General features: G+C 42.7%; 23 protein-coding genes. 14 read left to right on the top strand and 9 right to left on the bottom strand.

What is annotated here, in order from left to right; translation table 11 throughout:
* Window positions 1-72 precede the first annotated feature (72 nt).
* The 7 genes from murD to mraZ all read right to left on the bottom strand — a co-directional run bounded on the left by murD (window position 73) and on the right by mraZ (window position 8,127).
* Complete coding sequence (gene murD / locus FO440_RS01370) at window positions 73-1,458, bottom strand: UDP-N-acetylmuramoyl-L-alanine--D-glutamate ligase (RefSeq protein ID WP_144246435.1); 1,386 nt, start codon at window positions 1,456-1,458, stop codon at window positions 73-75.
* Window positions 1,459-1,541: 83 nt separating this feature from the next.
* Entirely contained in the window at window positions 1,542-2,783 is a 1,242-nt protein-coding gene (gene mraY / locus FO440_RS01365; RefSeq protein ID WP_144246434.1) for a phospho-N-acetylmuramoyl-pentapeptide-transferase, read from the bottom strand.
* Entirely contained in the window at window positions 2,784-4,244 is a 1,461-nt protein-coding gene (locus FO440_RS01360; RefSeq protein WP_144246433.1) for a UDP-N-acetylmuramoyl-L-alanyl-D-glutamate--2,6-diaminopimelate ligase, read from the bottom strand. It lies immediately after the preceding gene.
* Window positions 4,241-6,367: a penicillin-binding protein gene (locus tag FO440_RS01355; protein ID WP_144246432.1), complete on the bottom strand. Its 2,127-nt coding sequence runs from the start codon at window positions 6,365-6,367 to the stop codon at window positions 4,241-4,243. The genes FO440_RS01360 and FO440_RS01355 overlap by 4 nt, the downstream gene beginning before the upstream one ends.
* Window positions 6,364-6,771, bottom strand: coding sequence for an FtsL-like putative cell division protein (locus tag FO440_RS01350; protein ID WP_144246431.1), 408 nt, complete (start codon window positions 6,769-6,771; stop codon window positions 6,364-6,366). Before FO440_RS01350 ends, FO440_RS01355 begins: the two co-directional genes overlap by 4 nt.
* Window positions 6,768-7,670: a 16S rRNA (cytosine(1402)-N(4))-methyltransferase RsmH gene (gene rsmH / locus FO440_RS01345; protein ID WP_144246430.1), complete on the bottom strand. Its 903-nt coding sequence runs from the start codon at window positions 7,668-7,670 to the stop codon at window positions 6,768-6,770. The genes FO440_RS01350 and rsmH overlap by 4 nt, the downstream gene beginning before the upstream one ends.
* Window positions 7,663-8,127, bottom strand: a complete 465-nt coding sequence (gene mraZ, locus FO440_RS01340) for a division/cell wall cluster transcriptional repressor MraZ (protein WP_144246429.1) — start codon at window positions 8,125-8,127, stop codon at window positions 7,663-7,665. Before mraZ ends, rsmH begins: the two co-directional genes overlap by 8 nt.
* Before the next feature lie 237 nt (window positions 8,128-8,364).
* On the opposite strand from mraZ, the gene FO440_RS01335 reads away from it, so the two are divergent.
* Window positions 8,365-8,997 carry a hypothetical protein gene (locus tag FO440_RS01335; RefSeq protein WP_144246428.1) on the top strand — a complete coding sequence of 211 codons (633 nt, stop codon included), beginning with the start codon at window positions 8,365-8,367 and terminating at the stop codon, window positions 8,995-8,997.
* A gap of 217 nt (window positions 8,998-9,214) precedes the next feature.
* On the opposite strand, the gene ligA is transcribed toward FO440_RS01335, so the two are convergent.
* A complete protein-coding gene (ligA, locus tag FO440_RS01330) occupies window positions 9,215-11,224 on the bottom strand; it encodes an NAD-dependent DNA ligase LigA (RefSeq protein WP_144246427.1) in 2,010 nt (669 codons plus the stop codon).
* 172 nt (window positions 11,225-11,396) lie between these two features.
* Between ligA and FO440_RS01325 the strand changes: the two genes are divergently transcribed.
* The 13 genes from FO440_RS01325 (at window position 11,397) to FO440_RS01265 (ending at window position 23,855) form a co-directional block, all read left to right on the top strand.
* Window positions 11,397-11,699: a YXWGXW repeat-containing protein gene (locus tag FO440_RS01325; RefSeq protein ID WP_144248174.1), complete on the top strand. Its 303-nt coding sequence runs from the start codon at window positions 11,397-11,399 to the stop codon at window positions 11,697-11,699.
* Between the two features lie 126 nt (window positions 11,700-11,825).
* Complete coding sequence (locus tag FO440_RS01320; protein ID WP_144246426.1) at window positions 11,826-12,149, top strand: hypothetical protein; 324 nt, start codon at window positions 11,826-11,828, stop codon at window positions 12,147-12,149.
* Between the two features lie 166 nt (window positions 12,150-12,315).
* Window positions 12,316-13,302 carry a DUF6427 family protein gene (locus tag FO440_RS01315; protein ID WP_144246425.1) on the top strand — a complete coding sequence of 329 codons (987 nt, stop codon included), beginning with the start codon at window positions 12,316-12,318 and terminating at the stop codon, window positions 13,300-13,302.
* A gap of 102 nt (window positions 13,303-13,404) precedes the next feature.
* Entirely contained in the window at window positions 13,405-14,097 is a 693-nt protein-coding gene (purQ, locus tag FO440_RS01310) for a phosphoribosylformylglycinamidine synthase subunit PurQ (RefSeq protein WP_144246424.1), read from the top strand.
* Window positions 14,097-14,837, top strand: a complete 741-nt coding sequence (locus FO440_RS01305) for a type III pantothenate kinase (RefSeq protein ID WP_144246423.1) — start codon at window positions 14,097-14,099, stop codon at window positions 14,835-14,837. Before purQ ends, FO440_RS01305 begins: the two co-directional genes overlap by 1 nt.
* Entirely contained in the window at window positions 14,830-16,164 is a 1,335-nt protein-coding gene (locus FO440_RS01300; RefSeq protein WP_144246422.1) for a hypothetical protein, read from the top strand. The genes FO440_RS01305 and FO440_RS01300 overlap by 8 nt, the downstream gene beginning before the upstream one ends.
* An 8-nt stretch (window positions 16,165-16,172) precedes the next feature.
* Window positions 16,173-16,757: an LPS export ABC transporter periplasmic protein LptC gene (gene lptC / locus FO440_RS01295; protein ID WP_144246421.1), complete on the top strand. Its 585-nt coding sequence runs from the start codon at window positions 16,173-16,175 to the stop codon at window positions 16,755-16,757.
* A 102-nt stretch (window positions 16,758-16,859) separates the two neighbouring features.
* Window positions 16,860-18,977 carry a peptidylprolyl isomerase gene (locus FO440_RS01290; protein WP_144246420.1) on the top strand — a complete coding sequence of 706 codons (2,118 nt, stop codon included), beginning with the start codon at window positions 16,860-16,862 and terminating at the stop codon, window positions 18,975-18,977.
* Window positions 18,978-19,052: 75 nt separating this feature from the next.
* Window positions 19,053-19,568 carry a DUF2480 family protein gene (locus tag FO440_RS01285; RefSeq protein WP_144246419.1) on the top strand — a complete coding sequence of 172 codons (516 nt, stop codon included), beginning with the start codon at window positions 19,053-19,055 and terminating at the stop codon, window positions 19,566-19,568.
* Window positions 19,569-19,595: 27 nt separating this feature from the next.
* Entirely contained in the window at window positions 19,596-20,369 is a 774-nt protein-coding gene (locus FO440_RS01280; RefSeq protein WP_144246418.1) for a DUF3108 domain-containing protein, read from the top strand.
* Window positions 20,370-20,375: 6 nt separating this feature from the next.
* Window positions 20,376-20,939: a DUF3109 family protein gene (locus FO440_RS01275; RefSeq protein ID WP_144246417.1), complete on the top strand. Its 564-nt coding sequence runs from the start codon at window positions 20,376-20,378 to the stop codon at window positions 20,937-20,939.
* 131 nt (window positions 20,940-21,070) lie between these two features.
* Complete coding sequence (gene gmd / locus FO440_RS01270; protein WP_144246416.1) at window positions 21,071-22,207, top strand: GDP-mannose 4,6-dehydratase; 1,137 nt, start codon at window positions 21,071-21,073, stop codon at window positions 22,205-22,207.
* Between the two features lie 25 nt (window positions 22,208-22,232).
* Window positions 22,233-23,855, top strand: coding sequence for a gliding motility protein RemB (locus FO440_RS01265; RefSeq protein ID WP_144246415.1), 1,623 nt, complete (start codon window positions 22,233-22,235; stop codon window positions 23,853-23,855).
* 104 nt (window positions 23,856-23,959) lie between these two features.
* Here FO440_RS01265 and dxs read toward each other — a convergent pair whose 3' ends face one another.
* Complete coding sequence (dxs, locus tag FO440_RS01260) at window positions 23,960-25,891, bottom strand: 1-deoxy-D-xylulose-5-phosphate synthase (RefSeq protein ID WP_144246414.1); 1,932 nt, start codon at window positions 25,889-25,891, stop codon at window positions 23,960-23,962.
* Between the last annotated feature and the right edge of the window lie 43 nt (window positions 25,892-25,934).

The following is a 25,934-nucleotide window of genomic DNA, read 5'->3' as shown; positions in this document are numbered from 1 at the left end:
TAAAGGGGGAGTTTTTTGATTAATATTTTATTTTTTTGCCCTCTTGTTCCCCCTTTAGGGGGTTAAGGGGGCCTACAATTCTTTTACAGCTGCCTTAAACTGATTGCCGCGGTCTTCGTAATTTTTGAACAGATCAAAGCTTGCACAGGCAGGTGACAATAGTACGGTGTCGCCTTTTGTTGCCAGGTGATAGGCGGTTTGTGCTGCTTCTGCTGCCGATGATGTATTGACGATCACATCTACATCACCCTCAAAAGCGTCATGAATGCGCTGGTTGTCTTTACCCAGGCAAACTATGGCTTTTACCTTTTGCTTAACCAGGTCCTTCAACATGGTATAGTCGTTACCTTTGTCAACACCGCCCAATATCAGCACCACATCGCTGGTCATGCTTTCCAGCGCGTACCATGTTGAATTAACGTTGGTAGCTTTTGAATCATTAATGAAACTTATGCCTGAGATCTTACCTACAGACTCAAGCCTGTGTTCAATATTCTTGAACGTGGCCATGCTTTCGCGCAGGGTATCGTTGCGTAATTCCAGCACTTTTGCCACTATGCCCGATGCCATAGAGTTGTAGATGTTGTGCTTGCCTTGCAGGGCCAGTTCGTTAATTGACATTTCAAAATGTTCTTGTGGTGTGTTTATGACAATATTGTCGTTTTCGAGATATGCTCCCGTTGTTATTTTTTTCTCTATAGAAAATGGATACTGCTTTGCCGCGAACGTGCGGCCTTCCATTCCTTTTATGGTTTCCGGGTCGTCGGCACAGTAAATAAATACATCGCCTGCGGTCTGGTTCTGCGTAATGCGGAACTTTGACGCCACGTAGTTTTCCATTTTATACTCATACCTGTCCAGATGGTCGGGCGTGATGTTTAGCAGCACCGCTATATCTGTTTTAAACCGGTACATATCATCCAGCATAAAGCTGCTTAGCTCAAGCACGTAGCAATCATACTTTTCGGTAGCTACCTGGTAGGCAAAGCTTTTACCTATGTTACCTGCCAGCCCAACATTTAATCCCGCGTTTTTCAGGATAAAATGGGTGAGGCTGGTAGTGGTGGTTTTACCGTTAGACCCGGTAATACCGATGATCTTAGCGTCTGTGTATCTGCCCGCAAACTCTATCTCAGAGATAACCGGGATATTCTTTTCCTTTATCTTTTTGATGATCGGCGCCTTATCAGGGATACCCGGGCTTTTGATCACCTCGACAGCAGCCAGTATCTCGCTTTCGGTATGTTGCTTTTCTTCAAAGCGGATACCCCAGCCCTGTAACTGCTCTTTATAATGTGGCGCTATAGCGCCAAAGTCTGACACAAAAACATCATATCCCTGCTGTTGGGCAAGGTACGCCGCACCCACACCGCTTTCGCCGGCACCGAGGATGGCTATAGCCCCCCCCGCCCCCTGAATGGGGGGCTTTTGAAGTGATATGTTGTTGTTTGTGCTCATTTGCCCCCTAACCCCCTAAAGGGGGAATTTAAATTCATTAATATTTTATGCGCCCTCTTGTTCCCCCTTCAGGGGGTAGGGGCTTACCTTAGTTTCAGTGTTATAAATGTCAATATCGCCAGCATGATGCCCAGGATCCAGAAGCGGGTAACGATCTTTGCTTCGTGGAAACCCTTTTTTTGATAGTGGTGATGCAATGGCGACATTAAAAATATCCGCCTGCCTTCGCCGTATTTTTTGCGGGTGTACTTGAACCAGCCTACCTGCATCATTACCGAAACGTTCTCTACCAGAAAGATCCCGCACAGCAATGGCAGCAACAGTTCCTTGCGGATCAGGATGGCAAATACGGCTATGATTCCGCCAATGGTCAAACTACCTGTATCGCCCATAAAAACCTGGGCGGGGTAAGCATTGTACCATAAAAAGCCAACGCAGGCACCCACAAAGGCACCGGCAAAAATCACCAGTTCGCCCGAGTTGGGGATGTACATGATATTCAGGTAATCGGATATGATATAGTTACCCGATACATAAGCCAGTATAGCCAGCGTGATACCGATTATTGCGGACGTGCCCGTGGCTAACCCGTCAATACCGTCGGTAATATTGGCCCCGTTTGATATGGCCGTAATGATCAGGATCACAAAGAACAAGAACACTACCAGCGTGTATCTTTCATAACCTGTACCTAAAAACTTCAAGACTTTGCCATAGTCAAACTCGTTGTTTTTATAGAATGGTAAAGTTGTTTTGGTCGATTTTACATCCTGCGTTAAAATGGGCTTGTTACCCTTCATGTGGAAATCGATCTTGGCATCATACTGCACCGGCAATTTCACTTCTTGCCTGATGGTGATGTTTTTATTATTGTACATAATAAACCCAATGATGAGCGCCAAACCTACCTGCCCCGTAATTTTAAACCTTCCCGCCAGGCCTTCTTTATTCTTTTTAAATACTTTGATGTAATCGTCTAAAAAACCGATAATGCCCAGCCATACCGTTGTTATCAGCATCATGATGATGTATATATTATCGATCTTGGCAAACAACAGCGTTGGTATTAAAATACCCATGATGATAATGATACCACCCATAGTTGGCGTACCCGCCTTTTGCATCTGTCCCTCTAAACCAAGGTTACGCACGGTTTCGCCTACCTGCTTGTAGCGCAGGTAATCAATTAAGCGGCGGCCATAAACGGTTGTCACAATTAACGACGCGATAACTGCCATAGCCATCCGGAACGTGATGTACTGAAACACCCCCGTCCCCGGAATGCTATAATTTTTGTATAAGTATGTAAATAAATAGTATAGCATTTATCCCATCTGTTTAAACTGGTTCAGCAACTCTTCTTTATCGTCAAAGTGATTTTTCACACCTTTTATTTCCTGGTATTTTTCGTGCCCTTTTCCGGCCAGCAGGATAATGTCTCCCGGCTGTGCCAGTTTGCAAGCTGTTTGTATGGCCTCACGCCTGTCAACTATGCTTGCCACATTGAATTTTTTCATCACCGGCACGCCTTCTTCCATATCCCTGATGATCTGTAAAGGATCTTCAGAACGCGGGTTGTCCGACGTCAGGATCACTTTATCGCTCCACTCGCAGGCCACCTTTGCCATTACCGGGCGCTTGGTTTTGTCCCTGTCGCCGCCACAGCCTATTACGGTTATTACCTGCTCATTTCCCTTGCGGATATTATGTATCGTACTTAACACGTTCTGTACAGCGTCGGGCGTATGGGCATAGTCAACAATACCGATAACCTTGTTTGGTGCTACCACATAATCAAACCTGCCTTCGGCACCCGATAGTTTACTCAGGCTGGTTAAAACTTTAGCTTTATCCTGGTCAAGCAGCATCGCGGCAGCATAAACAGCCAGCAGATTGTACGCGTTAAACGAGCCTACCATTTTAAACCAAACCTCCTCGTTGTCTATCCGCAGCAATAAGCCGCCAAACTGATTTTCAAGGATCTTGCCCTTATAATCGGCCATGCTTTTTAAGGCATAGCTTTTTTTATGGGCTTTAGTATTTTGCAACATTACGTTGCCATTCTTATCATCGATATTGGTTAAGGCAAACGCGTTTTTTGACAAACCGTCAAAAAATGCTTTTTTAGCCTTCAGATAATTTTCAAACGTTTTATGGTAATCCAGATGATCATGCGTCAGGTTTGAAAATATTCCTCCTGCAAAACGTAAACCCTCAATACGGTGCTGCGCTACCGCGTGCGAGCTTACCTCCATAAAGCAGTAATCGCAACCCTGGTTCACCATCTCGTCCAACAGCTTGTTCAATTCTACCGGGTCGGGCGTAGTATGGGTTGAGGGGATAACTTTGCCATTTACCTGGTTTTCTACCGTAGACAGCAGTCCGCATTTATACCCCATATCACGAAACAACTGGTACAACAACGTAGCTATGGTAGTTTTGCCATTAGTACCGGTTACGCCTACCAGCTTTAATTTAGCCGATGGGTTATCATAAAAATTAGCGGCAACAATACCCAACGCCACTGCCGAATTAGCCACCATTAAAAAATCAACCTCATTGGCTGTACGGCCGGGCAGTTCCTCGCATATTACTGCAACCGCGCCGTCTTGTATGGCTTTTTCAATGTAATCATGCCCGTCAACCTGTGTACCTTTTACTGCAACGAACAATGAACCGGGCACAACTTTGCGCGAATCAAACACCACAGCGCTGATCTCCACATCTGCCGCGCCTTGTAGCTCGGTAAATGGCAGTCCGGTTAATATGTCGCTCAGGTACTTCATTGCAGCTCTATGGTAATTTTTGATCCTTTTGGTATAACACTTCCGCCGGTAACAGACTGTGCCGTTACTACGCCGCTTCCCTTCACACTTACTTTATAGCCGGCATTACCCAGCAGGTATAATGCATCGCTCAATCCCATACCTGTTACGGTAGGTACGGTACCTGTTTTGTATTTATTTTCTTCGTACGGGATACCACTGCTGGTATCTAAACCTGTATTGGCCGATGCGTACAGCGGCTTAACACCCAATTTGCTGTACACCTGTTTTAACGCAGCCACATTGCCCTGTTTGATCCTTGGCATTGTGGTATTACCCACCAGATGCGCAGGCTGGGTATGATTGATCTCCAGGTCGCTGGCGAAAACCCTGTCGGCTATTTTGCGGAATACCGGGCCGGCCACCCAAGCCGCCAAATGAAGACCCACACGCGGGTTACTGATCACCACGATCATAGAATATTTTGGATGATCTGCCGGGAAATAACCACAGAATGATGCCTGATGCGAGTTTTTCTCGCCATAACCTTTGCTGCCATTGGCTATCTGCGCGGTACCGGTTTTACCCGCAACGCTGTACAGTTTATTTTTAATATGCGTTTTACCCGTACCTTCTTCAACCACACCTTCCAATAAACCTTTTACTTTAGCCAAAGCCTCGGGCGAGCATACCTGCGGATTAAGCACTTTCGTATTGAAATGCTCAACCGTATTACCCATGCTCCTGATCTCCTTTACGAAGATCGGCGAGATCATTTTGCCGTTGTTGGCTATCGAGTTATAAAAGGTCAGCATTTGCAATGGCGATAATTTAGACTCGTAGCCATAAGCTATCTGCGATAAACTTTGCAAATTGTTCCATGATTTTGACTTCGGCGTTTTAATCAACGGAAACCCTTCGCCCGCAATTTGCAGCCCGTTCCGCTCATTTAAATGCCAGCCGTATAACTTATCGGTAAACGCCGATGGGTTACTGCCATAAGCCCTGTAAACTAATTTAGCCGCGCCAATATTCGACGATTTTTCAAAAGCACGACGGGCGCTTACCACGCCGCCTTCATCCTCGGCATCCTTTATTTTTAATACCACACGCCCGTTACGCGGGTTGTATATCTCATATGGACCGCCATGCATAATATCCACCATGGTGCTGGTATCTATCTTATGGTCATCCAACATAGCCATGTATGATGCCAGTTTGAATGTAGAACCCGGCTCGGCCTCGTAACCTATGGCGTAGTTGAATTTTTCCTGGTAACTGCCATCTTTAGTGCGGGTAAAATTGGCAATGGCCCTCACTTCGCCTGTGGCAACTTCCATCAGCACAACTGTACCAAAATCAGCCTGGATACTATCCAGTTGTTTGAGCAAAGCCTTTTGCGCTACGTCCTGGTAGTTAACGTTAATGGTTGATATAATGTCTGCGCCATCTTTCGCTTCAACTTCGTCTTCATCATCATTAACAGGTACATATACACCACCTGCAATGCGCTGCATCAGGCGTTTGCCGTTTTCGCCATTGATGTAGCTGGCGTAAGCACCTTCTAAACCAACCGCATTTTTTACGTTATCGTTTTTATAACCTATGGTACGCTGCGCCAAAGATTGGAATGGCAGAATGCGTTTGTTTTGCTGCAATACAATTAAGCCGCCCTTATATTTACCCATATTAAAAATGGGGAACTTGCGGATCTTCTTCAGGTCATGGAAACTTACCTTACGCCTGATCAGCTGGTAACGCGAGCTGTCTTTACGTGCATCGCGCAGCATGCGTGAATATTGTTTTTCTGATTTATCCGGGTAAAGCTGCGCCAGTTTAAACGCCAGCGAATCTACCTTGCCATAAAAAGCTTTATCGTCTGCAATACCACCGGCAAACATATCCATGTGCAATTCATATTCAGGAACTGATGTTGCCAGTAAACTACCATCAACAGAATAGATGTTACCGCGCGTAGCCTCAATATTTTCATACCGGGTTGATAGTTTAGAAGCCATAGACTTCCATTTATTACCCTGTATAAATTGCAGGCGGTACATCTGTATCATTACGGCAAGCGCAAAAAGCAGTATCAGGCCAAAGGCCAGGTACACGCGAAGCAATATGTTGGTCCTGATACTCATGGCGCATCATTCTCCTTTACTGTTATTTTTTGTGCCGGCTGTATAGATTCCCTTATCCCTAAAGTATCTACACGCTTTGCCACTTCTGATAATGTACTTTTATAAGCCAGATCGGCCTTGGTTACTTTATATTCCCAGTTCAGTTCATGAACCTCTTTGGTTAGCTTATCAATATCACGGATGTTCTTTTCGGCCAAATGACGATTACCGATATAGATCATTCCCAGCAATGACAAATACAAAACGAACGGCAAGGCACGGGTAGCTTCATCAGTGGTGATAAACTCCCTGGTAAAAAATTTGGTAAAGAAGTTATCCGGAATTTCCTTTACAGGTTTTTCCTCCACGATCAATTCGCGCTCCTGCTCTTCTTCCTCAATTTCCGTGCGTAAACGATTGGTCATTTCTTTATTGCTATTCTTAATTTTGCACTGCGTGCCCTGTTATTAACTGTTATCTCGTCGGCCGTGGCGGTTATCGCGCCGCGGCTTACCGCGTCAAACGGTTTTTGGTCGTTACCAAAGAAATCCTTTTCCACCTCGCCGCTAAATTTGCCTTTGGCAATGAAGTTTTTTACCAGTCTGTCCTCTAACGAGTGGTAAGACATCACCACCAGCCTGCCGCCCGACTCCAACACCTCTGCCGATTGAATTAAAAAATCCTTCAGCGCTTCCAACTCCTGGTTAACCTCTATCCTTAGCGCCTGGAAAACCTGCGCCAGGTATTTATTTTCTTTCCCCCGGGGGATCCTGTCGGCTATCGCGTTTTTCAGATCCGCTACGGTTACTATCGGGGCGTTCAACCGGGCAGTCACCACGGTATTGGCCAGCGATTTTGCGTTCTGGATCTCGCCGTATATACCAAAAATGCGATGCAGATCAGCCTCGCTATAGGTATTCACAACCTGTTTGGCGGTCAACTCAGACGCCTGGTTCATCCGCATATCCAACTCGGCATCAAAACGGATAGAAAAACCACGCTCGGCCTGATCAAACTGGTATGACGATACACCCAGATCTGCCAGGATCCCACTAACCGGGATAGCACCATGCAAGCGGCAAAAATTTTTCAGGTACCTGAAATTCTGATCGATAAACACAAAGCGTTTATCATCTATCAAATTTTGCTGCGCATCGGCATCCTGGTCAAAAGCCAGCAACCTGCCGTCTTTACCCAGGTGTTTCAATATCTCCTTTGAATGACCGCCGCCACCAAAGGTTACGTCAACATAGGTACCATCCTTGCGGATATCCAATCCTTCAATGCACTCCTGCAGCATTACGGGGTTATGATAATTACTCATTATTTCCCCTTCCTGCATTACCCATCACCTCTTCGGCAAGGTTTGCAAAGTTTTCAGGCTCATCATCCAGCTGCGCATCGTAAGCATCCTTGGCCCAAACTTCTATTTTATTAAACTGGCATGATAACACCACATCGGTATTAATGCCAGCGTACTCTAATAATGACTTAGGCAAAAGCACCCTGCCCGCGCTATCCAGCGGTAATTCTGACGCGCCGCGGGTGAAATACCGGATAAACTCGCGCGTTTTTTTCTCATACGAGTTCAGTTTACTCAGGTCCTCAACTATCTTATCCCATTCTTTACGGGTGTAAATAACCAAATGCTTCTCAAAGCCACGATTGATGACAAGCCCCTCACTTACAGCTTCCGGAAGCTGTTTTTTGAGGCCAACGGGTATCATCATACGCCCTTTGACATCCAGTTTACAATCAAATTCACCTAAAAAATTTGACATAATTACACTTAGACAATTTTGGTAACGTAAAAGTAAATTAGTTTTACCACTTTGTGACACATTTTACCACTAAAAAGTTTTCAACATTATTTTGATGTATTTTTCTCCCACTTTTTAGCTAAAATCTAATGACCGATTTTTTAACTACCTGATTGATAGCTTTTAAAATGAACAAGAATTTGAGGATTTTATCAGAAAATTTAAGAGCTTAGTAAGCGCCTAACCTTTACATAAACCATGAAAAAACTGTTGCTTGTATTTCTTTTAGCATTACCAATAGCCAGCCTTCACGCTCAAAACCTAACCGATGACGGTAAAGACATTTCTATTAAACTAACCGGTGGCAAGACTTGGGACGACACCAAATTCCAAATAGATATTGAGAAAAAAGGCCAGTCGGTTTTTATAAAATATAGCATAAAAGAAAAGTTCGACTTTGCCGAAATTGACAAAGACAGCGTTTACCAGGCCCTGAAGGTTAACTACCAAAATGCAATACCCAAAAGCGAAGAAAAGCAAATGCTTAATGCCAGGTTGTTAAAGAAGATGGACCAATACCGCCATAGTTACCAGGATTCGATAACGGTAAACATTGAACATTATATGGTGTATAAACCAATATTGAAACATCTTGCCCTGGCAAATAAAAAAATGTTTGAAGGCGGATACCCGGATGGACTTTTTGACGGTGATTTTCTGTTTTGTGATATAACCTATAATGGCCATGCCAGAAGATTAATTAAAGATTCCCCCTTATCCCTATCAAGCCCACTGCTGTATACATTCCTGAAAGAAACGCTCAAAATAGGCAGAGAATCACAATGTAAGTCGGTTTTGGTTATAGATAAAGATTTTGAGTATATGTTTTGATTACGCAATAACCCCGCTGTTCGAAGTTTGCAACTTCGAACAGTTATACAGATAGTCTTTAGACTATTGACGAGACAATGATTGAATTATGTAGCCATAGGCTACAAACATATTAGTCCGAAGTTGCAAACTTCGGACAGCGTTGAGAGGACGCTTACAATTTAGCTTCAGTAAAGCGAGTACGCTTTACCAGGCGTTTAGGGTAGGGTAAAGGCACTCACCCAATCATCTCCATTAACTCCACATCACTAATAATAGGGATATTCAATTTCTGCGCTTTTTCAAGCTTTGAAGGCCCCATATTATCGCCGGCCACCAGGTAGTTAAGTTTGGTCGATATACTGCTTAATATTTTGCCGCCGTTTTGCTCTATGATGTCTTTTAATTCGTCCCTTGATCTTTCAAAAGTGCCTGATATGATAAATGTTTTGCCGGATAAGGCTTCGCTTTGCAGTACCACTTCTTTTTGTCCGCTTATAAACTGTAGACCGGCAGCTTTTAGTTTTTCTATCTCTTCGCGGTGTTTTTCGCTGCCGAAATATTCTATCAGGCTATGCGCAATACGTTCGCCAATTTCTTCGGCTACTATCAGTTCATCAAGCGTTGCCGCCATCAGGTTATCAATGGTTTTAAAATGATGCGTAAGTTTTTTGGCAACAGTTTCACCAATATAGCGGATACCCAGGCCAAACAGCACTTTTTCAAACGGCATCTGCTTGGATTTCTCTATCCCGTCAAGCATGTTGTTGATAGACTTCTCGCCGAAACGACCCATCTGCTTCAGTTCATTCGCATGCTCATAAAGTTTATATAGATCGCTGATATGGCGGATAAACCCTTTCTGATAAAGCGTTTCGATAGTTTCATCACCTAATCCATCAATATTCATGGCTTTACGGCCAATAAAGTGCTGCATTTTGCCGGTTATCTGCGGCGGGCAACCCTCGTCATTGGGGCAATAAAAGGCAGCTTCGCCTTCTTGGCGTTTTAGGTGAGTGCCGCACGCGGGGCATTCTGTGATATAATCAATGGTCGGTGCACCGGCCACGCGTTTTTCTAAATTTACATTGATGATCTTCGGAATGATCTCGCCGCCTTTTTCAACAAATACCCAGTCGCCTTCATGCAGGTCAAGCCGCAGCATTTCGTTGGCGTTATGTAAGGTAGCGCGCTTTACCGTGGTGCCTGCCAGCAATACCGGTTTAAGGTTGGCTACAGGTGTAACCGCGCCTGTACGGCCCACCTGGTAGGTTACAGCTAAAAGCTCGGTTTGTACCTGCTCTGCCTTAAATTTATAGGATATGGCCCAGCGCGGCGATTTGGCCGTAAAGCCTAACTCTTCCTGTTGACCGTAGCTATTTACCTTAATAACAATACCATCAATATCATAACTTAAGCCGAAACGTTTTTTATCCCACTCGGCAATAAAGGCCAGTACGCCTTCTATATCGCTGCATAGCCGGCTATGTTCATTAACATTAAATCCCCAGCTTTTAACAGCCTGCAGGCTTTCCCAATGCGTTTTAAATATCGGTTTTTCGGTATATAAAAAGTATAAAAAGCAATCAAGCGGGCGTTTGGCTACTTCGCCCGAATCTTGTAGTTTAATAGTGCCCGATGCAAAATTGCGCGGGTTGGCATAAGGCGGTTCGCCGTTCTCCACACGTTCTTCATTAAGCCTTTCAAAAGCTTTAAGGTGCATAAAAACCTCCCCGCGGATCTCAAACTCGGCAGGGTAGTCACCGTGTTTTAATTGTTTAGGGATGCTGTGTATGGTACGTACGTTGGTAGTAACCTCGTCGCCCTGCACACCGTCGCCGCGGGTAACGGCGCGTGTAAGTTTGCCACCCTCGTAGGTCAAGCTCATGGATAAGCCGTCGAATTTCAGCTCGCACACATATTCAAAATTATCGCCGATGGCCTTGCGGATGCGCTGGTCGAAATCGAGCAGTTCCTGCTCGTTATAGGTATTACCTAACGACAGCATGGGCCAGCGGTGCCTTACCGTTTTAAACTCCTTGGTGATAAAACCGCCTACTCGTTGTGTGGGCGAATCTGGATCAAGCAGCTCCGGGAACTGTTTTTCAAGCGCGCCAAGTGCTTCCAGTTTTTTATCAAACTCGAAGTCGGTTATAGTAGGCATGGCCAGTACATAGTAGTTGTAGCTATGCTGTTTTAGCTCTGCCGATAAATTTTCAATTTGTGTTTTAGCTTCTGCCGGTGACATGAAGCGAAGATAATAAATTGATTAACGACGATGCGCCATCAGCTCAAAATAATAATTTACCCCTCATAAAAATGGCTAATACTTAGCTGAAGGCTGAAACTTTTTGATGCTAATATTAAACTTTTTTAATTGGCGGCTGTCTTTACAGTAATAATTAACAATACCATATAATATGAAAACGCTTAAAAGAATTTTATTTATGTCGGCAGCGGTAGTGCTGTTTTCAACTGTAAATAGTAATGCACAAATAGTAGTAAGAGCTCGTCTATATCACCGCGGACCAGTAGTTGTAAGGCCTGCGCGCCCGTCTGCAAACCATGTTTGGGTTGAAAGCGAATGGGTACCAAGAGGCGGTACTTATGTTGAGCGCCCCGGCTACTGGGCAGTAGCGCCACGCCCGCGCGCGGCATGGGTACCCGGCCATTGGGACCGTCGTCACAGAGGTTATGCATGGGTGCCGGGATATTGGAGATAATAATTAATAATTTCATTGCGAAGTGCCTGTTCGAAAGAGCAGGCATTTTTTGTTTTAACGAAATTTTGCAAACTGAAATGAGCAGTCCCGCTCAATCGCCGCGGGTAGGCTTTGTTCTTTTCCTTGATGAAAGAACCAAAAACCAAGTCAGCCGATAGGCTTCTTTGCGCACAAGGCCTTTGCCCGGCAAAGCAGGTAAAACCAAGAGCCCGGTCCTTTTGCCTCTTGTTGTTGCACTATGCCACCGCTTCAGGCAAAATTACCAATGCCCTTGCTGCCGCACTGCCCTACATTGTTTTACCTGCTTTCACCCGAAGCTTTTCGTCTGACATTCCGGTGGTGACAAATAATTTAGTATTTACACGAAATCCCAAAAAGAGCGTAAAGGCCCGCCAATTCGCCGGGCCGGGTGTATGGCCCTGTGCGGCTGAAGCGATCGAATTGGTTTGATGTTTGGTTACTTTGCATCTAAGGTAAAGTAACTAGGCCTTAGCGGCCATGAGCGTCACCAAGCGTTCAATTAAACAACATTTTAGGTATCGAATTATTTAGTGGCAGCAATTTATAAATCCTGCTAAATTTTAACATCCCCTCTTTTTCTGCTAATATTGTAGCCATGATAAACATGTTCAGGACCTATAATCCTATTAATATTTTATGGCTGGGCATTTTGCTGTTTTTATTGCGTTTAGGTTATGCCTATGACGCTCCACCCCGATTGGAGTTTACTTACCTTGAACCTTTTGCCCGGTTAATAATGCCGGGTAAGTACCAGTTTGCTTTCCCGCCTTTGTTTGATATGTTTTTAGCAGGTACATTGGTGTTTATACAGGCGTTGCTGGTTAATTACCTGGTAAATCAATACGGCTTATTAAGTAAGCCCAGCTTTTTACCGGCTTTAATGTATATCACCTTGTCGGGCTTGTTTACGCCGTTTTTAGTTTTAAGCCCGCCGCTTATCTGTAATTTCCTGCTGATATGGATGCTCCATAAATTACTGGCGCTTTATAAAGGCGATGAAGCAAATTCTATCACCTACGATGTAGGCATGATCGTCGCTATCGGGTCATTGATCTATTTTCCTTTCATCTATATGTTTTTGGCCATATGGTCGGCTTTGCTGCTGTTCAGGCCGTTTAACTGGCGCGAGTGGGTAATAGGTATCATGGGTTATGCTACCATACTTTTCTTTCTGGCCGTAGCCTACTATTTAAGCGGCAACCTGCCTTTGTTTTCTACCATCTGGGATCCGCTTACCACCAAGTTCCCTACGCATGTAAACATCAACTATTATAATTACCTGGTATTGGTGCCTGTAATAGTGATCTTTGTATTGGGTATCATAAAAATAAACCAGATATTTTTCAGGAGTTATGTGCAGGTGCGCAAGGCGTTTCAATTACTGTTCATTATTTTCCTGATAGCGGGATTGTCATTTTATGTAAAAGCAGAGTTTAGTTTAACTCATTTTTTATTGTGCGTTATCCCCGTCAGCGTATTTTTTGCCTATTATTTTCTATATGCCGCGCCCCGCTGGTTTTATGAAAGTTTGTTTTTTTTATTGCTTGTAAGTATAGTTTACTTCCAGTTTAACACTTTTTAACTTTTACATTCGTTCAAATTTCGGCTGTTATATTAGATTTGTACCATTAAATTATTGTAAGCTGTTGTATAGCTTATAAGATCCACTAAAAATAAGTAGCTGATGAAATTTGGAGTTGTAATATTTCCGGGGTCTAATTGTGATGAAGATGTCATCCATGTATTAGAAAAAATAATGGGCCAGGAGGTCGTTCGCCTTTGGCATAAAGACCATGACCTGCAGGGTGTAGATTTTGTTGTACTGCCCGGCGGTTTCTCCTTCGGCGATTATTTGCGTTCAGGCGCTATAGCCCGTTTTTCTCCAATTATGCAGCAGGTTATCCAGTTTGCAAACAATGGCGGTTATGTAATGGGTATCTGCAACGGTTTCCAGATCCTTACCGAAGCCGGTTTACTACCGGGCGCTTTGTTGCATAATACCAACCGCAAGTTTATTTGCCGCAATATTCACATGAAGGCGCAAACAGGTAAATCATTAATTACCGCGCAGATAGATCCGCAGCGTGCATTAAAAATACCTGTGGCACATGGCGAAGGTAATTATTTTGCCGATGCCGACGTATTAAAAGCCTTAAATGATAACGACCAGGTGCTGTTCAGGTATTGTGATGAATCAGGGAATATTACTCCTGATGCCAATCCTAATGGCTCTATCGAAAACATAGCCGGTATCACCAATATTAACCGTAACGTGTTTGGTTTTATGCCACACCCTGAGCGTGCTGCCGATTCATTGCTGGCCAATGAAGACGGACTGGCTATTTTTGAATCTATATTATCATTGGTGAAAGCCTGATGGCCAATTTGGTTGTCGATATAGGGAATACATTTACCAAGATAGCCATATTTGAGCGGGACGAACTGATCTTTACAGATTACAATACTCCCTGCGCAGAAATTACGGGTGATTTTTTAGATAAATACAACGTCGGCAAAGCCATTATATCAACAGTAAAAAAAAATACCGAAGACTGGGAAGCCGGGCTGAAAGAACAAATACCGGTAACTTATTTTAATGCCGGCATGGCCAAAAGCATCCATAACCATTATCGTACACCGCAAACACTTGGGCTTGACAGGCTGGCTGCCGTAATTGGCGCCAATTATTTGTACCCAGGTAAAGATAGCCTGGTAATTGACGGAGGCACCTGTATTACGTATGATTGGGTAGACGCCACCGGTAATTATTTTGGCGGAAGTATATCACCGGGCTTAAATATGCGTTATAATGCACTTAATCATTATACCGCGGTTTTGCCGGTAGTGAATAAAGATGACCGGTTTGACAGTAATAGCGGCAATGATACGGAAACAGCTATCCGCTCGGGTGTACAAAACGGGATCAAATTTGAATTGAACGGCTTTATTGAAAGCTATATAAAAGATAAAAAACAACTGAATATTATACTGACCGGGGGCGACAGTATTTTTTTTGATAGCCTGTTAAAAAATAGCATCTTTGCCCCCTATATAAAAAATGAACCTTACTTGGTTCTTAAAGGATTAAACGCAGCTACACAAAAGCATAATGATTAAATATACCAAGCTCTTTATAACATTTTTATTTGCAGTTATCGCATTTTCGGCCGTAGCGCAAACAACGGCAAATACAAGTTCGCCTTATTCGCAATATGGCTTGGGTAATCTTACCCCAATGATATTGCCGCAAAACATGGCAATGGGCGGTATATCAACAGCAACCAATTCTATTAATAGGTATATGAGTATCAATCCTCAAAACCCTGCGTCATATGGTGCCATAGGCTTTACCACAATTGATGTTGGTTTTTTAGATAACTCAAACTCATTAAGCCAGGCTGGTCAGTCATCGCAAAAAAATACAAACTTTAGCATAAGTCATATCACTTTTGCCATACCGGTTACAACAACTTCGGCATTGAGCTTTGGGTTGTTACCTTACAGCCAGGTTGGTTATAATTATACCAAAAAGCAAACCGGCTATGGTACAGGCTCGCCCATTGATACTAACGCGGTAAACTATGTGTATAACGGCGAAGGTGGCTTATCTAAAGCTTATATAGGTTACGGCTTTACTATAGCACGTAATTTGCTGCTTGGCTTTAACGTATCGTACATATTTGGTAATATAAAGCACACTCAGGATGTTGAAATGCCATCATATTTTGGTACGCTTAATACAAACGTTGAGCGTAGCAATGCTGTAGGCGGTTTAAGTTATGACTTTGGCGCGCAATATATAATCGACCTGTCGGCGACAAGGCACATCGTATTTGGGTACTCAGGTTCAGCCAGTTCACAGATCAATTCAAAAAGCAGTTATATTATAAGCCAGTATACTTATGACGGCAACGGAGCCAGGAACGTAGACCTTGACTCGGTGATCAACCAGCAAAATACCTCCGGCAAAATAAGGCTGCCAAGTATCAATCACTTTGGTATATCTTACCAGCGCGATCTTAAATTCCTGATAGGCGCAGATTATTCAATGGGTAACTGGTCAAACCTGACCATTGACGGCGTTAACCAGGGAATGGCCAACAGCAAGACATTTAACATAGGCGGCCAGTATACGCCAAACATTAACGCGCTGCACAACTACCTTGCAACGCTTGATTACCGTTTAGGTTTCATTGCAGACCAAACGTATTATAATGTACCTAATGCAAACGGTGGCATTACAAATATTAAATCCAAATCAGTTACCCTGGGTTTGGGTTTACCGCTTAGAGGGGGGCAAACCAGTTTTTATAAAGTAAACTTCGCTGCCGAAATTGGCCAGCGCGGTACCCTGGCTAATGGCCTTGTAAAAGAAAACTTTGTAAACTTCCGTTTAGGCTTCACACTTAACGACAGGTGGTTCCAACGCTATAAATTTGATTAATTTAGGTTATGCATAGTCGGTTAAAACAGGTATCAGCCTTATTTTTGCCGGCATTGCTTTTTGGCATGCTGCTGTTGGTGTCGTGCGAGAATGATTTAAAAAAGATCAAAGAGATATCGGCAAAATATGTTAGCCAACCTATAGATACTACCAAAGGTGTCGAAGTGATTTACAGCGATTCGGCCATTGTTAAGGCTAAATTGTTAACTCCCTTGATGATCCATTACAGCTTTAATCCGTCATTGCCTTATTATATTATGCCCAAAGGGGTTAAAGTTGTTTTCTATGATATGAATGTGCAAGAAAATGGCAATATAGTGGGCGACTCTGCAGTATATCATGAAAATGAAAAGATAATTGAGTTTTATCACCACGTAGTATATACCACACAAAAAGGGGATACCTTTAAATCTGATCAACTGATTTGGGACCAGGGCAAGAAAACAATGTATTCAAACAAGCCTGTGCAATTTGTTTTGGTAAGCGGTGATATATTGAATGGCATAAATTTTACAAGCGACGATCAATTGAAAAAGCCTAAAATTAACCAGGGAACAGGCATTTTCAATGTAACGGACATGCCCAATAAGTAGCCCTTTTTTGCGATAAAAAATTGTATGATAAAATTTTACTAAAAATTGTATCTTGCGCCCTCTTTTTGAGACTTTAATTTAAATTAATATAAGAATAAGTATATGGCTGTAATGGGTTATCTGCGCGACCGGATGGGTAAAATTGTCGCAGGTGTTATAGGGCTCTCACTTTTTGCTTTTATTGCTACTGAGGCAATTAAGAGTGGAGGGTCTTTTTTTAAAGGTGATAACAATGAGTTGGGATCGGTAGGTGATGAAAAAATTCTGCTGGATGCGTTTAATACAAGTGTTGAGCAAAATACAGCACAGTTTAAACAACAGTCAGGGCAGGGGCGCATTACGCCTCAAATAACCAGTTACATACAGGAAAATACTTGGAACCAGTTAGTTAGCCAGGCTATTTTGAAAAAAGAGTTTGATAAACTGGGCCTGACAGTGGGTGGTGATGAAACGCAGGAAATGACCACAGGTAACAACCCAAGTCCGCAGGTTATACAGGCATTTTCTGACCCGCAAACCGGCAAATTCAGCCATGAAAACTTGCTTAATGCCATTAACGCAATAAAGGGTTTAAAAGAAGATGATCCTCAAAAAATACGTTGGAAAGAGTTCGTAATTAACCTTATTGACGGTAAAAAAACCGAGAAATACATGTCATTGGTTGCAAATGGCCTTTACGTTAATTCGCTCGACGCAAAAGACAGCTATGAGGGGAAAAACAAACTGGCTAATTTAAAATATGCCGTGTTAGAGTATAACTCAATACCTGATAATAAAGTAACCCTTACAGATGCAGACTATAGCAATTACTATAACGCGCACAAAGGCGAATTTAAAAATCAGCAGGAAACAAGAGACATTAGCTACGTAAGTTTCAATGCAGCCCCTTCGGCTGCCGATTCTGCAGCTGTAAAAGGACAATTAGACAAATTACTTCCTGATTTTAGCAAAAGCACTAACGACTCACTTTTTGTACAGATCAATTCTGAAACAAAAACACCGTTGACCTACCAGCATAAAGGCGAGCTTGATCCAAAAATTGACAGCATAATTTTTAAACAGAACCCCGGCTTTATTTACGGTCCATACCTGTCAAACGGCAGTTATAAGCTAAGTAAACTGGTTGAGGCACGTATGAGCCCTGACTCTGTTAAGGCAAGGCATATCTTAATTACCCCTACAGAAAGTGGCGGTACCTTAGAGAAAGCATTGGCAAGGGCCGATTCACTTAAGAAATTGATCGAATCAGGTAAAGCTACATTCGCTTCATTGGCTCCTGTGTTTTCTATTGACAAAGCATCAGGAAGCAAAGGCGGCGAATTGGGTACTTTTGGCCGTGGCGCTATGGTGCCTGCTTTTGAGAACGCGGTATTTGACGGTAAAAAAGGCGAGATCAAAATTGTTACCTCACAATTTGGTGTACACTTAGTTGAGATAGAAGATCAGAAAGGCTCATCAAAAGTGGTTAAAGTAGCTACAGTTGATAAAGTGTTATCTGCAAGCAGCAACACACAATCTGCAGCATATAGCAAAGCACAGGCTTTCTTAATTTCTTTAAGCAAGGATAATTTTGATGCCGAGGCTAAAAAGGCCGGTTTGAAAATTGCCGAAGCTAATGATATAGCCGGTATTGCGTCAAGCCTGCCGGGCCTTACAGACGCACGCGACCTGGTAAGATGGGTATTCAAGGCGTCGAAAGACGATGTTTCTGACCAGGTGTTCACAGTTGGCGACCAGTATGTTGTTGCCCGTGTAACCGAGGTTAAACCAAAAGGCACATTATCGCTTGATCTTGTGAAAAAACAAATCGAGCCTGCTGTTCGTAATGAAGTAAAAGGCAAAATCTTGAGCGATAAATTTGCTGCTGCATCAAGCGGCTCTTCATCTATCGAGCAAATTGCCCAAAAGGCCGGTACCAAAGTGTTACCATTACAAAACATTGTTTTTGCTAATCCGGTTATCCCGGGTTCATCGGCAGAGTATAAAGCTATAGGTACCGCATTTGGTTTGTCTATTGGTAAAATATCAAAACCAATCATTGGTCAGCAAGGCGTATATGTAGTATCTGTTAACAGTTTTATCGTTCCGGCGCCGCTTACAAACGCGGTTAGAGAGAAAGAGCAAATAGGCCAAGCCTTGCTGCAAAGGTCTCAGGGACTTATTTTACAGGCCCTGAATGATAAGGCTAATGTAAAAGATAACAGGGCTAAGCTGTTATAGATAATATTTAAAGTAATTTTGTATCCGGGATAACGTTATTAATTCGTAATCCCGGATTTTTTATTTAGCGGCAAAATGGAGATACAAGAAAACTTTGTGAATAAGGTAGCCCAAAGCGGTTTGGTTACTTTAGACCCGGCAGATTTTTACGCACCCGGTGATAGGGTTGTATATGATATTAAAGATAATTTGTTCCAGGGATTGATATTGCGCGAGAAAGATTTCAGGGAGTTTGTTAAAGAACATGACTGGGCACAATACCAGGACAAAAACGTAGCTGTTACCTGCTCTGCCGACGCGATAGTACCCGCATGGGCCTATTTGCTGCTGGCTAACAGGATGGCCCCGTACGCCCGCGAAGTGGTATTTGGCGATGCTGATGTACTTGAAACTGCATTGTTTGTAAAAGAAATAGCCAAGCTGGACGTAGAGAAATACCGCGACCAGCGTTTGGTGATAAAAGGATGCGGTGATATTGACGTGCCTGTATCTGCCTATGTTGAATTAGGTAAAAAGCTTACGCCGGTTGTGAAAAGTTTAATGTTTGGCGAACCTTGCTCTACAGTACCCATTTATAAAAGAAGAGATTAATGGATTGTTTTTTGTAATAAGTATTAAATGAATAAATATATACTTACTGTAATACTTATTATATTATGTGTCGGATTCTCTTCGGCGCAGGAAACTAAAGATGTTAACGAGCCTGTTTTTAAAACCGGCGAGCAGCTAAGCTATAAGTTCAAATACGGTTTCTTTACCGGTGCCGAAGGCAATTTGCGGGTTGAAGACGGCGACAAAATTGACGGGCACCCTACCTATCATATTATTGCAGATGGCAAAACCGCGGGTACATTTGATGTTTTTTATAAAGTGCGTAACCGGTACGAAAGCTATGTGGACCGTACAACCCTATTACCCTATCTGTATACCGAGAACAGGCGTGAGGGCAGCTGGAAACATACAGACAAGGTACAGTTTGATCACGAAACAGGTAAAATAACTGCAGCTAAAGGTGGTTACCAGTCAAAAGGAAAAGTGTTTGACTTTGTATCGGCTTATTACTTTGCACGGGGGCTTGATATCTCAAAGATCAAAGTCGGCGATAAGTTTGAGATACCTTATTTTCTTGATGACGGTATTTATACTTTAAGCATTACCTATGTTGGCAAAGAAGTGGTAAACAGTGTTATTGGTAAATTTAATTGTCTTAAATTTAACCCCACAATTATAGCCGGTCGTATCTTTAAAAAAGACAGCAAGCTATATTTGTGGATCACTGATGATAATAACCGGATACCCGTAAAAGCAAATGTGGGCCTGATAGTAGGCAGTGTTACCATGGAACTAACGGCAGCCAAAGGGCTTAAATATCCCCTTAATCCAATAAAATAAAATATAATGATAGAAGTTGGAAGTGTTTTAGTACATGAAGATGTAGTAAAAGAAAACTTTGTATGTAATTTAACTAAATGCAAGGGTGCTTGCTGTTTGGAGGGCGACAGCGGCGCGCCGTTAAATAATGACGAATTGCATATTTTGGACGAGATCTATCCAAAGGTAAAACCTTACATGACCGAAAAAGGCATCAAGACGATTGAAAAAGTTGGCACCTACGTAACAGATTTTGAGGGCGATTATACAACCCCTTGTGTCGATGTAAATAAAGAATGTGCTTATGTGATCTGGGAGGGCGGCATCACTAAATGCGCTATAGAAAAGGCGTATGAAGAAGGTGCTGTCGACTGGAAGAAGCCGATATCATGCCATTTGTATCCAATTCGCATTACCAAATACCCTGAATTTGATGTTTTAAATTACGACAGATGGAGTATTTGCAGCCCGGCATGCGCATTTGGCGATGAGCTTAAAGTACGTGTACATGAATTTTTAAAAGCCCCGCTGATAAGAAAATACGGCGAGACATGGTACCGCGAGCTTGAAGATACGGTGGCCGGGATTTAACCTGTATTTTATTTAAGGTGTATTTTTAAATTAGCTTTCTGTATAAATGCAGGTTCAAGACTAATTATTAGTTAGTTTTTACAATTAAATTGGATAATATTGCAACTTGTAAAACTCTTGTTAAATTATAAATGAAGATAGCTTTAATTACAGGTATCACCGGTCAGGATGGTGCGTATCTTGCCGAATTTTTACTGAAAAAAGGATATGAAGTACACGGGGTTAAAAGAAGATCATCTTTATTCAATACCGATCGTGTAGATCACTTATACCATGACCCGCATGAGCCTAATGTTAAATTTAAACTGCATTATGGTGATCTGACAGACTCGACCAATTTGATCAGGCTAGTTCAGGAAATTCAACCTGATGAAATATATAACTTGGGTGCAATGTCGCACGTACAGGTTAGTTTTGAAACACCGGAGTATACGGCCAATGCCGATGGTATTGGCACACTGCGGATACTTGAAGCCGTAAGATTATTGGGACTTACCAAAAAAACACGCGTTTACCAGGCATCAACATCTGAGTTGTATGGTTTGGTGCAGGCAGTTCCTCAAAGTGAAACAACGCCATTTTACCCACGATCGCCATATGCGGTTGCAAAACTGTACGGCTATTGGATAATTGTAAACTATCGCGAAGCTTATGGCATGTATGCCTGCAATGGTATCTTATTTAATCATGAGAGCCCTATCCGCGGAGAGACTTTTGTTACACGTAAAATTACCCGTGCCGCTTCAAAAATTGCCTTGGGGCTGCAAAATTGCCTCTATATCGGCAATCTGTCCGCGCGTCGTGACTGGGGGCATGCAAAAGATTACATTGAAGCCATGTGGTTAATGCTACAGCAAGATACTGCCGAAGACTACGTAATTGCCACAGGTGTAACAACAACCGTAAGAGACTTTATCAGGATGGCTTTTGGCGAATTGGGCATAGACATCGAGTTTAGCGGTAAAGACGAAAACGAGCGCGGGGTAATTATTGATGTTGACAAGCAAAAAGCCGAAGAATTAGGTTTGGATACAGAATCATTAAAGATGGGCCAAACCGTAGTTAAAGTTGATTCCAAATATTTCAGGCCAACAGAGGTTGACTTGCTGATAGGCGATCCTACAAAAGCACAGACCCAGTTGGGCTGGAAACCCAAATATGATTTACAGGCCTTGGTTAAAGACATGATGGAGTCTGATCTGCACCTGGTTAAAAAGGATGATTATTTGAAAAAAGGCGGTTTTAAGACCTTAAATTATTTCGAATAACTATCTGCAACATAAAACTCACAGCATGAAGAAATTTTTAGGCAGTTTAATTCTTGTTTTACTGTTTGCTAAAATAGGTTTGGCACAAGCTCAATATCAGCCTTATTCCTATCAGTTTTACCAAAAGTTAAATGAAGATGTTTATTCTACAAAGACACGTTTACATACTTCGTTAAAATCATACATAATTGATAGTGTTTTGCAGCACCGATATGATTCGTTAATGAATTACGGCGCAGATGATCAAAAACATAGCTGGGTACACCGCAAGCTGTTTAACGAACATCTATTTGATGTGAAAACACCTGACTATACATTTTTTGGTGACTACCTGCCTGACCTTACTGTCGGTAGAGATTTTAGCGGAAAAAGAACTACCTGGTTAAATACACGGGGTTATCAGTTAGGTGGTACTATTGGCAAAAAATTCTATTTTTATACTAACGGGTTTGAAAACCAAGCTGTTTTTCCGGAATATTTAACAACCTATATTAACCAGGTGGCTGTAGTGCCGGGCCAGGCGTATGACCGTACATTTGGCGAAAAGCAGACAAAAGATTGGTCAGACGTAACAGGCATTATATCTTATACTCCAATAAAATACCTGAATATTGTGTTGGGCCAGGACAAAACATTTATAGGCGATGGCTACAGGTCAATGCTATTATCTGACTTTGCATCCAGCTATCCGTCTTTAAAACTTACCGGTACATTGGGTAATGTACAATACATGGTTATGTATTCATACATGGTTGCTCCAGGCTACCGGCCTGATCAATATGCCATTGGCACCAGGAACAAATGGGCGGTATTTCATTATTTAGACTGGAATGTAAACAACAGGCTATCATTGGGTTTCTTTGATGCTATTGTTTGGCCTAAGATAGACCCTGCAACAGGGAATAACCGCGGGTTTGATTTTGCCTATGCTGCCCCTATCATTTTTTTAAGGCCTGTTGACGCGTCAAACGGCTCGCCCGGTAATGCGGTAATAGGATTTACGGGCAAGTATAAAATATCAGACGGCCTTACAACCTATGGCCAATTTGTGTTAGATGAATTTGAGGCTAAAAGCTTTTTTTCGGGCGATGGAAGTTCCCGGAATAAATACAGTGTCCAACTTGGCGTAAAAGGAGCTAATTTGTTTAATATAAAAGCATTAAACTATTTAGTAGAATACAATAGCGCAACACCATACACTTACTCTGAAGGATTTGATAATATAAATAATTATGCCGAACAGGAAGAGCCTTTGGCGCATCCATTTGGAGCTAATTTCAGGGAAGTTGTTGGTCTATTAAACTACAGCTATAAAAGATTTGATTTTAGCGGCGAATTTGATTATGGTTATTACGGACTTGATATGAATGGCCTCAATTATGGTAAAGATCCGTTTCAACTTTGGAGCATGCCGGCAAAACTGGATGGTAATTATATAGGGCAGGGCCTTACAACAAAAATGAGCTATGTTGAAGGTAAGGTGGCATATTTGCTTAACCCCAAATATAATTTGCGAATTGAACTAGGCGGATTGTACAGATTGGAGAAAAATGCTCAATTTAATGATAAGACCACTATGATTACTATAGGGTTGCGTAGCTCATTCCGTACATTATATACGGATTTGGCCAGCTACAAAACGCATTGAAAATTTTTAATTACAAAAATTAATAAAGAAGGGATGTGATTGTTTATCATATCCCTTCTTTATTTTATAATCGACTTTGATTTTTGATAATATCAGGCCAACCTCTAACTTGCAATGGTATGCGTGTTTTGGCTAACGGCAAGGTTTTTTACCTGGGCGATAATGTTTTTTGCGTCATAGCCGCACTCTGCCCATAGCTCGGGCTGCTCGCCATGCTCAATAACACGGTCAGGGATACCTAATCTTACTACCTGTGCCTGGTAGTTATTATCGGCCATAAATTCTAATATGGCGCTACCCATTCCGCCTTCTATGCAACCATCCTCAACGGTGATGATCTTATTGAATTTAGAAAATACTTCGTGTAGTAATTCTTCGTCCAGCGGTTTAACAAAGCGCATGTCATAATGTGCCGGGTTGTAGCCTTCGGTATTCAACTCAGCTATAGCTTTTACAGCTTCATTACCAATATGGCCTATCGTTAATATCGCTACTTCATCGCCGTCGCATATTTTACGTCCTTTGCCAACTTGCAGGGCTTTGAAAGGTTTTTGCCAGTCTACCATTACACCTTGCCCGCGAGGGTACCTGATCACAAAAGGGCCCATATTATCCTGCTGTGCAGTAAACATCAGGTTACGCAGTTCCTCTTCGTTCATCGGCGCGGATATGGTCATATTAGGGATACAGCGCATATAGGCCAGGTCATATGCCCCGTGGTGGGTACCACCATCGGCACCAGCTATACCGGCACGGTCAAGGCAAAATATAACGTTTAGCTTTTGTATGGCCACATCATGTATCACCTGATCATATGCCCGTTGCATAAAGCTTGAATAGATATTACAAAACGGTATCAATCCCTGTGTGGACAAACCTGCCGAAAACGTAACCGCGTGTTGCTCTGCAATACCTACGTCAAACGCACGGGTTGGCATTGCCTTCATCATCAGGTTAAGTGAGCATCCTGACGGCATAGCCGGTGTAATGCCCATTATTTTAGGGTTCATTTCGGCCAGTTCAATAATACTGTGGCCAAATACATCCTGGTATTTTGGTGGTTGCGGCTTTTCGTACTTGGTCTTTTTTATTTCACCGGTTATCTTGTCAAATAAGCCGGGGGCATGCCATTTGGTTTGGTCCTTCTCGGCTAAGGCATAGCCCTTACCTTTAGTGGTGATACAATGTAAAAGTTTTGGCCCCGGTATATCGCGCAGATCGCGCAATACCTTAACCATATTTTTTACATCATGCCCGTCAATAGGGCCAAAGTACCTGAATTTTAATGATTCAAAAAGATTGCTTCGCTTAAGTAGTGTGCCTTTGACACTCTTTTCTAATTTCTGTACTACTTTATAGGTAAGTGCATCAGGGCTTTTTGAAATTTTCAGCAATACATTGGCTATATCGTCCCTGAAGCGGTTGTATGGTTTAGAGGTGGTAATTGAAGTTAAATAATCTTTTAGCGCGCCAACATTAGGGTCAATAGCCATATTGTTGTCGTTAAGTATAACCAGCAGGTTTGAGTTTTCTATACCGGCATGGTTCAGCGCCTCAAAAGCCATACCGGCGGTCATTGATCCATCACCGATAACGGCCACGTGCTGACGGTCTTTCTCGCCTTTGTAATGCGAAGCAACCGCCATACCTAACGCTGCGGATATAGACGTAGATGAGTGTCCTACGCCAAAGGTGTCATACTCGCTCTCAGAGCGCTTAGGGAAGCCGCTGATGCCGCCGTAAATACGGTTGGTATCAAACACCTCACGGCGGCCGGTAAGTATTTTATGGCCGTAAGCCTGGTGGCCTACGTCCCATACCAACTGGTCATAAGGGGTATTTAAGATATAGTGCAAAGCCACGGTAAGCTCGACCACCCCCAGGCTGGCGGCAAAATGTCCGCCATTTACCGATACCACATCAATAATATATTGACGTAGCTCCTGGCAAACCTGTTCCAGTTGATCTTCGCTAAGTTCCCTTAAATCAGATGGATAGTTAATCTTTTCTAATAAGTCACCGGCCTTTACCTGCATTGATATTGATAAGCGTATTTAACTTACAAAGTAAGCAAGTTTA

This window comes from Mucilaginibacter corticis (genome assembly GCF_007558865.1).
In the GTDB taxonomy this organism is placed as follows: domain Bacteria; phylum Bacteroidota; class Bacteroidia; order Sphingobacteriales; family Sphingobacteriaceae; genus Mucilaginibacter; species Mucilaginibacter corticis.
Note: the sequence above shows the minus strand (reverse complement) of the source record. Positions and strands in the feature narration are given on the sequence as shown.